The 13,286-nt window shown below is 64.9% G+C and carries 15 protein-coding genes and 1 other RNA gene; 8 read left to right on the plus strand and 8 right to left on the minus strand.

All coding sequences use genetic code 11. The annotated features are described in order from the left end of the window. Positions 1–121: 121 nt before the first annotated feature. The 7 genes from ACQR03_RS18485 to ACQR03_RS18515 all read right to left on the minus strand — a co-directional run bounded on the left by ACQR03_RS18485 (position 122) and on the right by ACQR03_RS18515 (position 5,712). The gene (locus tag ACQR03_RS18485; protein WP_315752478.1) at positions 122–634 is read right to left on the minus strand and encodes a dihydrofolate reductase; all 513 of its coding nucleotides are present in this window, start codon (positions 632–634) and stop codon (positions 122–124) included. Next, positions 631–1,116, minus strand: coding sequence for a GNAT family N-acetyltransferase (locus ACQR03_RS18490; protein WP_315752477.1), 486 nt, complete (start codon positions 1,114–1,116; stop codon positions 631–633). Before ACQR03_RS18490 ends, ACQR03_RS18485 begins: the two co-directional genes overlap by 4 nt. A 3-nt stretch (positions 1,117–1,119) precedes the next feature. Then, positions 1,120–1,914, minus strand: coding sequence for a thymidylate synthase (locus ACQR03_RS18495; protein WP_315713364.1), 795 nt, complete (start codon positions 1,912–1,914; stop codon positions 1,120–1,122). A 270-nt stretch (positions 1,915–2,184) separates the two neighbouring features. Continuing rightward, positions 2,185–3,699: a tripartite tricarboxylate transporter permease gene (locus tag ACQR03_RS18500; RefSeq protein ID WP_315752476.1), complete on the minus strand. Its 1,515-nt coding sequence runs from the start codon at positions 3,697–3,699 to the stop codon at positions 2,185–2,187. 7 nt (positions 3,700–3,706) lie between these two features. Next, entirely contained in the window at positions 3,707–4,486 is a 780-nt protein-coding gene (locus tag ACQR03_RS18505; RefSeq protein WP_315713366.1) for a tripartite tricarboxylate transporter TctB family protein, read from the minus strand. A 99-nt stretch (positions 4,487–4,585) separates the two neighbouring features. After that, complete coding sequence (locus ACQR03_RS18510; protein WP_315713367.1) at positions 4,586–5,119, minus strand: chromate transporter; 534 nt, start codon at positions 5,117–5,119, stop codon at positions 4,586–4,588. Next, positions 5,116–5,712, minus strand: a complete 597-nt coding sequence (locus ACQR03_RS18515) for a chromate transporter (protein WP_315713652.1) — start codon at positions 5,710–5,712, stop codon at positions 5,116–5,118. Before ACQR03_RS18515 ends, ACQR03_RS18510 begins: the two co-directional genes overlap by 4 nt. Before the next feature lie 94 nt (positions 5,713–5,806). Between ACQR03_RS18515 and ssrA the strand changes: the two genes are divergently transcribed. From ssrA to feoB, 7 genes are all read left to right on the plus strand, one after another. Continuing rightward, positions 5,807–6,161: a transfer-messenger RNA gene (gene ssrA, locus ACQR03_RS18520) on the plus strand. A 261-nt stretch (positions 6,162–6,422) separates the two neighbouring features. Beyond that, complete coding sequence (locus ACQR03_RS18525) at positions 6,423–6,953, plus strand: SspB family protein (RefSeq protein ID WP_315752475.1); 531 nt, start codon at positions 6,423–6,425, stop codon at positions 6,951–6,953. A gap of 96 nt (positions 6,954–7,049) precedes the next feature. Then, positions 7,050–8,474: a class II fumarate hydratase gene (gene fumC, locus ACQR03_RS18530; RefSeq protein ID WP_315713369.1), complete on the plus strand. Its 1,425-nt coding sequence runs from the start codon at positions 7,050–7,052 to the stop codon at positions 8,472–8,474. 238 nt (positions 8,475–8,712) lie between these two features. Beyond that, complete coding sequence (locus tag ACQR03_RS18535) at positions 8,713–8,898, plus strand: DUF4169 family protein (protein WP_315713370.1); 186 nt, start codon at positions 8,713–8,715, stop codon at positions 8,896–8,898. Next, the gene (locus ACQR03_RS18540; RefSeq protein WP_315713371.1) at positions 8,898–9,185 is read left to right on the plus strand and encodes a ribbon-helix-helix domain-containing protein; all 288 of its coding nucleotides are present in this window, start codon (positions 8,898–8,900) and stop codon (positions 9,183–9,185) included. Before ACQR03_RS18535 ends, ACQR03_RS18540 begins: the two co-directional genes overlap by 1 nt. Before the next feature lie 107 nt (positions 9,186–9,292). Next, positions 9,293–9,568 (plus strand): FeoA family protein, encoded by a 276-nt coding sequence (locus ACQR03_RS18545; protein ID WP_315713372.1) that lies wholly within the window; start codon positions 9,293–9,295, stop codon positions 9,566–9,568. 20 nt (positions 9,569–9,588) lie between these two features. Beyond that, entirely contained in the window at positions 9,589–11,466 is a 1,878-nt protein-coding gene (feoB, locus tag ACQR03_RS18550) for a ferrous iron transporter B (protein ID WP_315713373.1), read from the plus strand. A gap of 16 nt (positions 11,467–11,482) precedes the next feature. Here the strand turns inward: feoB and ACQR03_RS18555 are convergent, their stop codons facing one another. Further along, positions 11,483–12,271 carry an NAD(P)H-dependent oxidoreductase gene (locus tag ACQR03_RS18555; protein WP_316201755.1) on the minus strand — a complete coding sequence of 263 codons (789 nt, stop codon included), beginning with the start codon at positions 12,269–12,271 and terminating at the stop codon, positions 11,483–11,485. A gap of 90 nt (positions 12,272–12,361) precedes the next feature. Here ACQR03_RS18555 and ACQR03_RS18560 point away from each other — a divergent pair, with 90 nt between their 5' ends. Further along, on the plus strand, positions 12,362–13,285 hold the full coding sequence (locus tag ACQR03_RS18560) for a LysR family transcriptional regulator (RefSeq protein ID WP_316201754.1): 924 nt from the start codon (positions 12,362–12,364) through the stop codon (positions 13,283–13,285). Position 13,286 lies beyond the last annotated feature (1 nt).

The raw sequence follows: 13,286 nt of genomic DNA on the forward strand, positions 1-13,286 counted from the left end.
AACAGGGTCGGAAGCGCCCGTTTGCCGCGGCCTCAGCTCCGCCACGCGGCCAAACTGCGCGACTTCATCATTAACGGATGGTCTTGAGGGGGCCGTCGCGTCGATCCGACCGGCGAAACGCTCACCGCCGCCGGCGATAGGTGACGTAGGAGAATTCGGCCTGATCGTCGGGCCCCGAGGCATGGCGCTCCCGCGCCACCTCTTCCCATTGGGCCGGGTCGATCGCCGGAAACACGGTATCGCCAGGCGGGCTCGCATGCACCTCGGTGATCTCCAGCCGGTCGGCGACCGGCATCGTCGCAGCAAAGAGCTCTGTGCCTCCGATGACCGCGATCTCCGCGGCTGAACGCCGCAGCGCATCACCACGCGCGATGCCGAGCGCTTCATCGACGGTATGGGTCACGATCGCGCCCGGCGCGCGAAACTCGGCATCGCGGGTGACGACGATGTTGGTGCGGCCCGGCAGCGGCCGGCGCGGAAACGAGACGAAGGTCTTGCGGCCCATCACGATCGGGCGGCCCATGGTCATCGCCTTGAAGCGCTGCATGTCGCTCTTCTGCCGCCACGGGATCGCACCGGCGGCGCCGATGATGCCGTTGTCGGCGACCGCGACGATCAGCACGATCTCGATCACGGCGCCCTCTCCGCCAGTTGAGCCAGAGCTTCGCCGGTCACCTTGCATAGCGTCCACTCGTCCATGAGCTCGGCGCCGAGCGATTTGTAGAAAGTGATGGAAGGAGCATTCCAGTCGAGCACCGACCATTGCAGCCGCGCCCAGCCCTTTTCGACGCAGGTCCGCGCGAGGTGACCGAGCAAGGCCTGGCCGATGCCATTGCGGCGAAACGCCGGCCGCACGAACAGGTCTTCGATATAGATCCCTGGCTTGCCGGCAAACGTGGAGAAGTTGACGAACCAGACCGCGAAGCCCGCCACCGCGCCGTTCCATTCGGCGAGATCGCAGAACAGCGTCGGGTGCTCACAGAACAGCGCGCCGGCGATGTCGGCCTCGCTCGCGTCGACCTCGTGCGATAGCTTCTCGTAGTCGGCGAGGTCCCGGATCAGCGCGAATACGCTTCCGATGTCGTCAGGCCGGGCGCTACGGATCGAAACCGGCATGCGTCAGACCGCGACCTCGGCCTTGATATGCGGATGCGGATCGTAGCCGGCGAGCGCGAAGTCCTCGTAGCGGAAGCCGAAGATGTCCTTGACGTCCGGATTGAGCGTCATGGTCGGCAGCGGACGGGGAGCGCGCGTGAGCTGCAGCCGCGCCTGCTCGATATGGTTGGAATAGAGATGCACGTCGCCGAAGGAGTGCACGAATTCGCCGGGCTTCAATCCCGTCACCTGCGCCGCCATCATCGTCAGCAGCGCATAGGATGCGATGTTGAAGGGCACGCCGAGGAAGACGTCGGCCGAGCGCTGGTAGAGCTGGCACGACAATCTGCCGTTCACGACATAGAACTGGAACAGGCAGTGGCACGGCGGCAGCGCCATCTTCTCGACGTCGGCCGGGTTCCAGGCCGTCACGATCAGCCGGCGCGAATCCGGATTGCGCCTGATCATGTCGATCACGTTCGTGATCTGGTCGATATGACCGCCGTCCGGCGTCGGCCACGAGCGCCACTGATAGCCGTAGACGGGGCCGAGATCGCCATTGGCGTCGGCCCACTCGTCCCAGATGGTGACGCCGTTGTCGTGCAGATATTTGATGTTGGTGTCGCCCTTCAGGAACCACAGCAGCTCGTGCACGATCGCCTTGAGCGGCAGCCGCTTGGTGGTCACCAGCGGAAAGCCGGCCGCAAGGTTGAAGCGCATCTGGTGGCCGAACACCGACAGCGTGCCGGTGCCGGTGCGGTCGTGCTTCTCGGCGCCGTCGGACAGGATGCGTTCGAGCAGGTCGTGATACTGGTGCATGGTGCGCGCTGGCGGCCTTTCGCAGAAGGCGGCGAATTTAACGACAGGGATCGCCCGGCCCTAGCCTCGACTCGGCCCGGCCGCCAATTATACCCCGAAAAATGTCGGCCACCGCTGCAAACGACAAGGGCGGAACCGCACGTTCCGCCCCCCTCCCGATCCATGGCCGTTCCGTACCCAGCTCGCCGGCTTGAGGACCGCGGGCCATTTGACGATCTCGCCCTTCACCAGCGTCCCGAGCGCCTCCGGCGTCCGGTCCGCCGACGCAGGTCAGCCTTCGCTCTCCACGAAGACCTCGTCGCGCTTGCGGCGCAACGTCGGCAGCACCGCCAGCACCAACAGCCCCGCCGCGATCGCGAGCAGCACGGCCGACAGCGGCCGCGTCAGGAACACCGACCAGTCGCCGCGCGAGATCAGCAGCGCCCGGCGCAGGTTCTCCTCCATCAACGGGCCCAGCACCATGCCGAGCAACAGCGGCGCCGGCTCGAAATCATGCTTGATCAGCCAGTAGCCGACGAGGCCGAACGCGCCCGCCAGGACGACGTCGACCGGCGCGTTGTTAACCGAATAGATGCCGATCGCGCAGAAGATCACGATCGACGGGAACATCAGCCGGTATGGCACGCGCAAGAGCCGCACCCAGATGCCGACCAGCGGCAGGTTGATGATGATCAGCATGAGATTACCGATCCACATCGAGGCGATCATGCCCCAGACCAGATCGGGCTGCTTCTGCATCACCTGCGGGCCCGGCACGATGCCGTGGATGGTCATCGCGCCGACCATCAGCGCCATGACCGCATTCGGCGGAATGCCGAGCGTCAGCAGCGGAATGAAGGAGGTCTGCGCCGCTGCATTATTGGCGCTCTCCGGCGCCGCGACGCCCTCGATCGCACCGCGACCAAACCGCGACGGATCTCGCGCGATCTTCTTCTCCAGCGTATAGGCCGCGAACGAGGCGATCACCGCACCTCCGCCCGGCAGGATGCCTAGGATCGAACCGAGCACCGTGCCGCGCAGGATCGCCGGCGCGGAGTCCTTCAGATCCTTCCTGGTTGGCATCAGGCCGGTGATCTTCTTCTGCACGAGGTCGCGGTCCATCTCCGCGCCGGCATCGAGATTGCGAATGATCTCGGCAAAGCCGAACACGCCCATCGCGACGGTGGCAAAGCCCAGGCCGTCGGCGAGTTCGGGAATATTGAAGGCCATGCGCGAGACGCCGGTCTCGATGTCCGAGCCGACCATCGACAGCAGCAGGCCGAGCACGATCATTGCGATCGCCTTCAGCACCGAGCCCTTCGCCAGCACCACTGCGAAGATCAGGCCCAGCACCATCAGCGAGAAATACTCGGCCGGGCCGAACGCCAGCGCGAGCTTGGTCAACGGCGCGCCGAGGATCGCAATCAGCACGGTGGCAACGCAGCCGGCGAAGAATGAGCCGATCGCGGCAATCGCCAGCGCCGGACCGGCACGGCCCTGCTTCGCCATCTGGAAGCCGTCGAGCGCGGTCACCACCGACGTCGCCTCGCCGGGAATGTTGACCAGGATGGAGGTCGTCGAGCCGCCATACTGGGCGCCGTAGTAGATGCCGGCCAGCATGATCAGCGCGCCGACCGGCGGCAGGCCGAAGGTGATCGGCAGCAACATCGCGACGGTGGCGATGGTCCCGATGCCCGGGAGAACGCCGACCAGCGTGCCGACCAGCGCGCCGATCAGGCACATCAGCAGATTGATTGGCGACAACGCGACGGCGAAACCGTGGGCGAGATTTGCAAACAGATCCATCACGCCCTCACTGCAAAAGGAAACGCGGCAACAGCGGCATCGGCAACCCCAGCACGTAGGGGAACAGCAGCGCGCAGCCGCCGGTCAGGCAGATGCCGACGATCAGGGCCTCGCGCCAGCGCGTCTCGGGGCTGCCGATCGCCGCGATCAGGAAGCTTGCAAGCCCCGTGACCAATAGTCCGAGCGGGCGAATGGAGACGGCGAAGGTCAGGATCGCGAGCGAGACGAACAGCGGTCCGCGCCAGTGATAGGTCGCAAGCTGCGCGCCTTCACTCACGACGCCGATCACGGCCACGGCAGCTCCGAGCCCTAGCAGCAGCAGACCGAACATCCGCGGCGCAGTTCCGGCACCGAACGAGAAGCCGCGCATGCCCTGCAGGTCGCTGGAGGCCCACAACGCGAACAGCGCGATCGCCATCAGCACGACGCCGCCGAAATAGTCCTGCGGCGCGCGTGGACGTACCATGAATGTGAACACCGCGACCGCGATCAGCGGATAGGTGTAGATGAGAGCCAGCAGAACATCGGAAGACAGCGAGGTCTTGCCGCTTGCGGCATATTGCTGCGCCAGGCTCGGGATCGCCATTGACAAGGCCGACGCATGGGCTCCAATGACCTGCAGCGGACCGCGTCCGGAGAGTGGACCTACAAGACCGGCCAAGGCGATCAGCAGTTCGATGATCTGGGGCGCGAAGGCAAGGACCAGAATGATCGATGCGCCGGTCACGCTGCGGGCGGCCGACATGCCCGCCGTTTCGCCCGACAATTGGCCCGTGGTCTCGGCCATGCCTCGCCCCCCCCCCGATCGGCCTTGATGGCCGGCACTGTTTTCGTTCGGCGGCCCGGAGCAAACCGGTCGCGCTTCTATTTTGCCTAGCGACTTTCCCTAGAGAAGGCCAGCAAAACCAAGACAGCCGCCCGCGGCGAGCAGCCAGAGCGGATTGAGTCGCGTCATAGATGCAACGACTGCGGCAAGGACCGTCAGCGCGAACGCCCGCCACGTCTGGTCGGAAGCCTGACCGAGAATCCATGCGCTCGCCGCCATCAAGCCGATCGACAACGGCACCAGCGTCGCCTGCAGCATGGCGGGCCAGCGCGCATCCCGCGCATTCGAGAGCCAGCGGCTGACAAAATAGGAGAGCACGGCGGTGGGACCGCACATCGCGATCGTCGCGACCGCCGCACCTGCCACGCCTGCGACCGAATAGCCGATCAGGGTGACGATCAGAACGTTGGGCCCGGGCGACAATTGCGAGAGTGCGAACAGATCGGCGAACTGTTTGTCCGTCATCCAGTGCCGGGCCTCGACTGCAACACGTTGCAGTTCGGGAATCGCCGCCACTGCGCCGCCAACCGCAAACAGCGAGATCAACGCAAAGGTCCAGAACAGCTGGAACAACGGATTGTCGTCCCCGCTCATCGTGCCGACCGCGTCTTGGCATAGGTGACGGCTAGGCTGAGCGGCACGGCCACCAGCAGAACCTCCTGAAGCGGCAGGCGCGCCAGCCCGATCGCCACGAACACGCCAGCCACGACGGCAACGCCCGCCACGTCGCTCTTCTTCAGGAGCGGCGAGATCATGCGAAACACCACCGACGCCAGCAGACCCACGGCCACGCAGGACACGCCTGCAAGCGCCCGTCGCCACGTGTCGGCTTGTCCAAAATGACCGTAGATGGCACCGAGAGAGGTGATCAGCAGCATCGGTGGTCCGAGCAGGCCTGCAAAGGCAGCGATTCCACCCGCGACACCGCGCAATCGCGCGCCGAACACCACGGAGAAATTCACGATGTTCGGTCCGGGCAGGAAATGACAGAGCGCGAAGGTCGCGTTGAACTCCTCCGCCGTCATCCAGTGATGCTCATCGACGATCGCACGCCGCGCGAACACCAGCACGCCGCCGAAGCCCGACAGCGACATTTTCGCGAATGCGAAGAAGAGCGTGCGGAGGCTGGGCGGGTGTCTGGCGATGTCGGCAGCGGGAGAGGCAACCTGCGCAGCTTCGGGAGGCATGCCGCACTGTAGGAGGACGAAAACCAGGCTGCCAAGGTCGAACCAGAGGTTCCCAGCAGCCGCCCACATTTTTGTCGCGCGCCGCGGCGTTTCGGCCCTGTGCATCCGCCGGCCGGCGGCCTATATAGGGGGTGCCGGCTTGCCGGCTATGGAAATAAATCGCCGTCGAAATAAACCATTCGGACCCGGGGGCGGTACCCGGCGCCTCCACCAAAGCCCACCGACGGATGGGTTTTGGCGGGGGCGAAATAGGATCGACGAGGGCGTAAAGGGCGAGCTTTTTCCCGGTATTGTTCCGCCGTTATCGGGCTACTGCAATAGTTGCCAACGACAACTTTGCTCCGGTTGCTCAGGCTGCGTAACGCAGTTTGAAAGACCACCTTAAAGTCCTAACGGGTTAAGCTCCGTTAGGCGGGGTTCGGAGGCACCTGGCAACAGAAGCCTCCACTTTCATTTGCCCCGCTTTGGCCGGTCTCCCCGTCGCGGGCCGTGCTGTCCCCAGTTTTTTGGCGCGTCATCCGTTCATTCCTCCGTTGACCGGACTTCCGCCAGCTTCTACCCGTTCCCATATCTGGCGATCGACCGGCATGGCTGCTGACCTCGGCACCGATGCCGGGTACGATGTGACTGACGCGAGTCGGGAATGCTGCTGCCTGCCGGGCGCGGCCGCTCGACACGTCGGGCGCAGCCCTCACGATACAGGACCGATCATGGCGACGGATCATATTCGATACGATGTGCTGGCGCGCGACGCGTTGCGCGGGGTGCTGCGCCGGGTGCTGACCGACGCTGCTGCCCATGGTCTCCCGGGCGAGCATCATTTCTTCATCACCTTCGTGTCCAAGGCCGAGGGCGTGAAGCTGTCGCCGCGGCTGCTCGCGCAATATCCGGAGGAGATGACGATCATCCTGCAACACCAGTTCTGGGATCTGGTGGTTTCGGAGGATCGGTTCGAGGTCGGCCTTTCGTTCGGCGGCATCCCTGAGCGCCTCGTGGTGCCGTTCCACGCGATCAAGAGCTTCTTCGATCCGTCGGTGCAATTCGGACTGCAGTTCGAGCCGTCGGAGGCGATTGCCGAGACGCCGCCAGCTCCGAAGCTGCCGGCCGCACCGGCGCCATCGGCCATCGCCGGTCCGCAGCCTGCGACACCGGCCGAGACCAGCGACGACAAGCCGCTCCCGCCAGCCTCGCCGGGAGAAGGCGCCGAGGTCGTGCGCCTGGACCGTTTCCGCAAGAAGTAGGCGCATTCGCCGCGCGCGGAACGCCGGTTGGACCACGAGATTGAAGCATGCTTGAACCGGTCGACGCCGGTTCACCACCAATCATGGGCATGCTTCATGGCACATTCAGCAAATCCATCATCGCACGGAGCGACGCGCACGGAGACCGACAGCTTCGGCCCGATCGAGGTCGCCGCCGATCGCTATTGGGGCGCGCAGACCGAGCGCAGCCGTCAGAATTTCCGCATCGGCCACGACCGCATGCCGATCGGCATCGTGCACGCGCTTGCGCTGGTGAAGATGGCCGCGGCCCAGACCAACCGCGAGCTCGGCCAGCTCGAGCCGCGCATGGCGGACGCCATCGTCCAAGCGGCGCAGGAGGTCATCGACGGCAAGCTCGACGACCACTTTCCGCTGGTCGTCTGGCAGACCGGCTCGGGCACCCAGAGCAACATGAACCTCAACGAGGTGATCGCCAATCGCGCCAGCGAGCTGCTGGGGGGCGAGCGCGGCACCAAGAAGCCCGTTCATCCGAACGACCACGTCAACATGAGCCAGTCGTCCAACGACTCGTTCCCGACCGCGATGCACATCGCCGCAGCGCGCGCGATCTCAGGCCATCTGGTGCCGGCGCTGTCGGAGCTGCTGGCGGCATTGCGCGCCAAGCAGGAGGCGTTCGCGGACATCGTCAAGATCGGCCGCACCCACACCCAGGACGCCACGCCGCTCACGCTGGGGCAGGAGTTCTCCGGCTACGCCGCGCAGGTCGAGAGCGCGATCGCAAGAATCGAGATTGCGGCGCGGGATCTCCTGCCGCTGGCGCAGGGCGGCACCGCCGTGGGCACCGGCCTGAACGCGGATCCGAAGTTCGCAAAGCTGTTCGCCAAGCATGTTGCCGACATCACCGGCCTGCCCTTCACCAGCGCGGCCAACAAATTCGAGGCGCTCGCGTCCAACGACGCCTATGTGTACACCCATGGTGCGCTGAATGCGGCGGCCGCCGGCCTGTTCAAGATCGCTAACGACATCCGCTTCCTCGGCTCAGGCCCGCGCTCCGGATTGGGAGAATTGATCCTGCCGGAGAACGAGCCGGGCTCCTCGATCATGCCGGGCAAGGTGAACCCGACGCAGTGCGAAGCGCTCACGATGGTGTGTTGCCAGGTGTTCGGCAATCACACGGCGATCACCATGGGCGGCAGTCAGGGTCATTTCGAACTGAACGTCTACAAACCATTGCTTTCACATTGCATGATGCAGTCCATACAATTACTAGGTGATTCAGCACGTTCATTCAGCGAACATTGCGTAACCGGTATTCAGGCCGACGCTGCTCGCATTCGCGAGCTGATGGAGCGCTCGCTGATGCTGGTGACAGCGCTTGCGCCGAAGATCGGCTACGACAACGCTGCCAAGGTCGCGAAATCAGCGCATCAGCGCGGCACCACGCTGAAACAAGAGGCCTTGCGGCTCGGTCTCGTCTCCGAGGACGAATTCGACCGCCTCGTTCAACCCGAGAGGATGACAAGGCCGGGGCGAGCGTAGCGGTAGCCCCGTAGTACTACGGGGGGTGATGCAATTCTCGCTGTTAACCCCTAAAGGATACTCTCGACTACAAGTTCTGCTGCGTTTGTTGAGTAAACAAATCCCGCTCGCAACGACGCGAATGGCCATCGAACTATCAGGGAGCGATGACATGATTGTCTGGAGAACGCCTGGGCTCATCCGCGCAATGCGCATGCTCTCGTCGCGACGTTCGATGGCTTAGATGATTGGAGCAAGCATGGGTGATGTCATCAACTTGAAGCGTTTCAGAAAGCGCGTGGAGCGCGATCAGGAAGCGAAGGTCGCCGAAAGCAACCGCGCTCGCTTCGGCAGGACGAAGTCCGAACGCGCAACTGACGCCCAACGCGACAAGCGCGCGAACGAATTACTCGATCAACATCGTATCAATGGCGAGGACGCGTGATGAAGTCGCCCGTCGTAAAACGTTCAATCGTGGTCGCAGGCCACAAGACCAGCGTCAGCCTCGAAGAGGCCTTCTGGAACGGCATGAAGGAGATTTCGGGTCTCCGTAACATGACCCTGTCCGAGCTGGTCGGAGAGATCGACAACAATCGCCAGCAGGGCAACCTGTCCTCGGCGATCCGGCTGTTCGTGCTCGACCACTTCAAGAGCCGCGCCGCAGCGTCTTCAGGCCTCGAGCCGAAGGCGGCGGTGGACACCCGGCACACGGCAGCCGCCGCGGCTCCTTGAGGCAGATCAGACGGCGATCCGCCCGGCCTGTTTAAAATCGCTCTAAGATGCCGCGGCATTTAACATGCCGCGCTTGACCTCTTGGCACGCGATTGAAAATACAGGCTATGAGCGAAATCTGCGATACAAGGCCGCCTCAGCCGCTCGGTCTCGCCCGGCGAGGCTATACCGGAACAATCCAGCATCTGGCTGCGGGCGGCGCAAGCTCGTCCCTGCCGGACGTCGAATTGGAGAGCCGGCTGATCGAACTGGGCTTCGTCGAGGGCGCCCGGGTCGAAATCCTGCATGAGGGGATCGTCGGGCGCGACCCGATCGCCGTGCGTGTCGACAACATCACCGTCGCGGTCCGCCGGCGCGAGGCCATGGCCGTCATCGTGGCATAGGCCGCGCGGAAAGCGTCGTCATGGAAAGCCCTCTGCTGCATCTGGCCCTGGTGGGTACGCCCAACAGCGGCAAGACCTCGCTGTTCAACGCGCTGACGGGAAGCCGCCAGAAGGTCGCGAACTATCCCGGGGTCACGGTCGAGCGCAAAGAGGGCGCCTTCGTCACCCCGCAGGGCCGCCAGGTCTCGCTGGTCGACCTGCCCGGCACCTATTCCTTGCGCGGTCGCAGCCCTGACGAGGAAATCACCAGGGATTTCGTGCTGGGACGTGCCACCGGCGAGGTCCTGCCCGACCTGGTGTTGTGCGTTGCCGACTCCACCAACCTCAGGTTGACCATCCGGCTGCTGCTCGAGCTCAAGAGCACCGGCCGGCCGCTGGCGCTCGTGCTCAACATGTTCGACATCGCCAAGCGGCGCGGCGTAACGGTCGACGTCTCCGCGCTGTCGCAGGCGCTGGGCGTGCCGGTCGTGACGTCGATCGCCGTGCGCAAGGGCGGCACCGACGACCTGCTGCGGCTGACCGACGAACTCCTGGCCCAGGCGGCCGCGGCCACCGGAGAGCGCGCCAACACCTGGCGTCCCCTCACGGTCCCGGAGCTGCGCGCCACCCAGCGCGAGGCCGACCGTATCATCGCGGAGACGGTCAGCCTGCCCGAGCGGCCCGATACCTGGACCGCCCGGATCGATGCCATCGCGCTGCATCCGGTCGGCGGCCTGCTGATCCTGCTGGCGATCCTGTTCGTGATGTTTCAGGGGGTGTTCGCCTGGGCCCAGCCGCTGATGCAGGTGCTATCGGCGGCTTTTGATGCGCTCGGCCAGCTCGTTCACGACGAGCTTCCCGAAGGCCTGCTGCAGAGCTTCCTGCAGAACGGGGTGATCTCCGGCGTCGGCAGCGTCATCGTCTTCCTGCCGCAGATCATCATCATCTTCCTGTTCATCCTGCTCTTGGAAGATTTCGGCTACATGGCGCGCGCGGCGTTCCTGATGGACCGCATCATGGGCGGCGCCGGGCTGCATGGCCGCGCCTTCATCCCGCTGCTCTCGAGCTTTGCCTGCGCCATTCCCGGCATCATGGCGACACGCGTGATCGACAACCGGCGCGACCGGCTCACCACGATTCTGATCGCGCCGCTGATGACCTGCTCGGCGCGGATCCCGGTCTATACGCTGATCATTTCGGCCTTCATCCCGCCGACGAAGATCTGGGGCCTGGTCAACCTGCAGGGCCTGGTGATGTTCGGGCTCTACGCCGCCGGGATCATCAGCGCGCTGCTGGTGTCGTTCCTGGTCAAGTTCTTCCTGATGCGCGACTACCAGCCGGCGCCGTTCATGCTGGAGCTGCCGGACTACAAGATGCCGCGGTTGCGCAGCATCGCGATCGGCGTATACACCCGCGCCAAGATGTTCCTGCAACGCGCCGGCACCACGATCTTCGCGATGATGGTGCTGATCTGGTTCCTGGCGTCGTTCCCGCAGCCGCCGGAGGGCGCGACCGAGCCCGCGATCAATTACAGCCTCGCGGCGATGATCGGCCAGGCGATCGCCCCCCTGCTCTCGCCGGTCGGCTTCAACTGGCAGATCGCGGTGGCGCTGGTACCCGGCATGGCCGCCCGCGAAGTCGCAGTCGCCGCGCTCGGCACCGTCTATGCGATCGAAGGCGGCAAGGAGGCCGCCGAGCAGATCGGACAGGTGCTGGCCAGCAAATGGAGCCTCGCCACGGCGCTGGCGCTGCTCGCCTGGTACATCTTCGCCCCGCAATGCGCCTCGACGCTCGCCGTCATCCGCCGAGAAACCGGCAGCTGGCGCTGGATGGCTGTCACCTTCTTCTACATGTTCGCGCTGGCCTATGCGGCGGCGTTCGCGACCTACCACATCGCGGTCGCGATGGGCGCGGGCTGAGCCCGCGCCTTTCGCGTCAGCGCGCGGCGTCGACATGCAGCGCGAAGCCGCGCGCGTCCGGCGCGCCGAGCTCAGGACGAAGCTGCATCGACGGGATCAGATAGTCGCCGTGGTTCTGCCGCCGGTACGGAATCGGCTGATCCGTGAACAGCGTCCGCATCCGCGCGCGCAGTCGGTCAGCGATCTCAACAAATCCGGCCTCGTCGATCCGGCTCACCTTGTGCGCCACGAAGGCCGGCAGCACGTCGAAGCCGGGATAGAACAGGATGCCATGGTTGATCGGAAACAGCAGATCGTCGATCGGCCCGTTGATGCCGCGCGCCGAATAGTGCTCCTCCCAGCCGCCGGTGGTCACGACCAGCATCGCGCGCTTGCCGGCAAACACACCCTCGCCATAGCGGTTGCCCCAGCGCTTGTCGCTGTGCTCGCCGACGCCATAGGTGAAGCCGTAGGAATACACCCGGTCGACCCAGCCCTTGAGAATCGCGGGCATCGTGAACCACCACAGCGGGAACTGCAGGATGACCGCGTCGGCCCACAAGAGCTTCTCTTGCTCGGCCCTAACGTCGTCAGTGAGCGTGTGCGTCTTGAAGGCCTCGCCCGACGCGGTGGCAACGTTGAGGCGCGCATCCGGCGGCAGTTGCGGAAAGTCGGCGCGATCCGCAGCCGCCTTCCAGCCGATCGCATAGAGATCCGAGACCCTGACCTGATGGCCTTGAGATTCGAGCTCGGCGGCCGCGACGTCGCGTAGGGCGCCGTTGAGCGAGCGGGGTTCTGGGTGGGCGGAGACGAGCAGCACATTCATGGCCTTGATCCCTTTGCTGGAACAGCCGGAACATAGACGCGCGCCCACCTATCCACTATATGGCATATATCGATAACATTATGCTGATTTATGGATAAGTCAGGCATCAGCCTCATCAACATGCGCAGCTTCGTCCGGGTTGCCGAGCGCGGCAGCCTGTCGGCCGTGGCGCGCGAGCTCGGGCTGGGCCAATCCACCATCTCGCGTCACCTTCAGGAATTGGAGGATGCGATCGGCGTGCCGCTGCTCAGCCGCACCACCCGGCGCGTCACCCTGACCGACGAAGGCAGCCGCTATTACGCGAACTGCGTCCAGATCCTCCGCCTGATCGACCAGGCCGGCGACGAGGCACGCGGTGCGCGTGGCGCCGCCGCCGGCACGATCCGGATCTCCTGTACGGCGGCCTTCGGGATCCTGCACATCACGCGGCTGGTCTTCGCGTTCCAGGATCGCTATCCGGACATCGCGATCGATCTCAATTTGACCGACGAGCGCATCGACCTCGTGCGGGAGGGTGTCGACATCGCACTGCGTCTCGCTCCGCTCACCGACAGTTCTCTGAAGCTGCGGTCGCTCGGCTACTCGCACCGGCTTCTTGTCGCCTCGCCGGACTATCTGGCGAAACGCGGCACGCCGCGCACGCCGCAGGAGCTGATCGGGCATGACGGCATCCGCATGACCAACGTCGCGGGCAGCGAGTCGCTCGTCGTCATGGGACCCGACGGAGAACGCCATGAGGTGCCGTTCAGAGGCTGCTTCCGCACCAATCACGGACTCGCGGTTCGAGAGGCCGTGCTGTCCGGGCGCGGAATCGGCGGGAGCCATGCGTGGCTGGTCGACGACCTCATCGCGGCTGGCAGGCTGACGGTCATCCTGCCCGACCACCGTCTGCCATCGACTCCCCTCAACATGCTGATCGTCCCGGAGCGCGCCGGCATCGCGCGCGTGCGGCTGCTGATCGACTATCTCGTTGAGGAGATCGTCGGCCTGCCCGGCATCCGGCCCGAGCCCTGAG

This window comes from Bradyrhizobium sp. HKCCYLS3070, assembly GCF_051167575.1.
Taxonomy (GTDB): domain Bacteria; phylum Pseudomonadota; class Alphaproteobacteria; order Rhizobiales; family Xanthobacteraceae; genus Bradyrhizobium.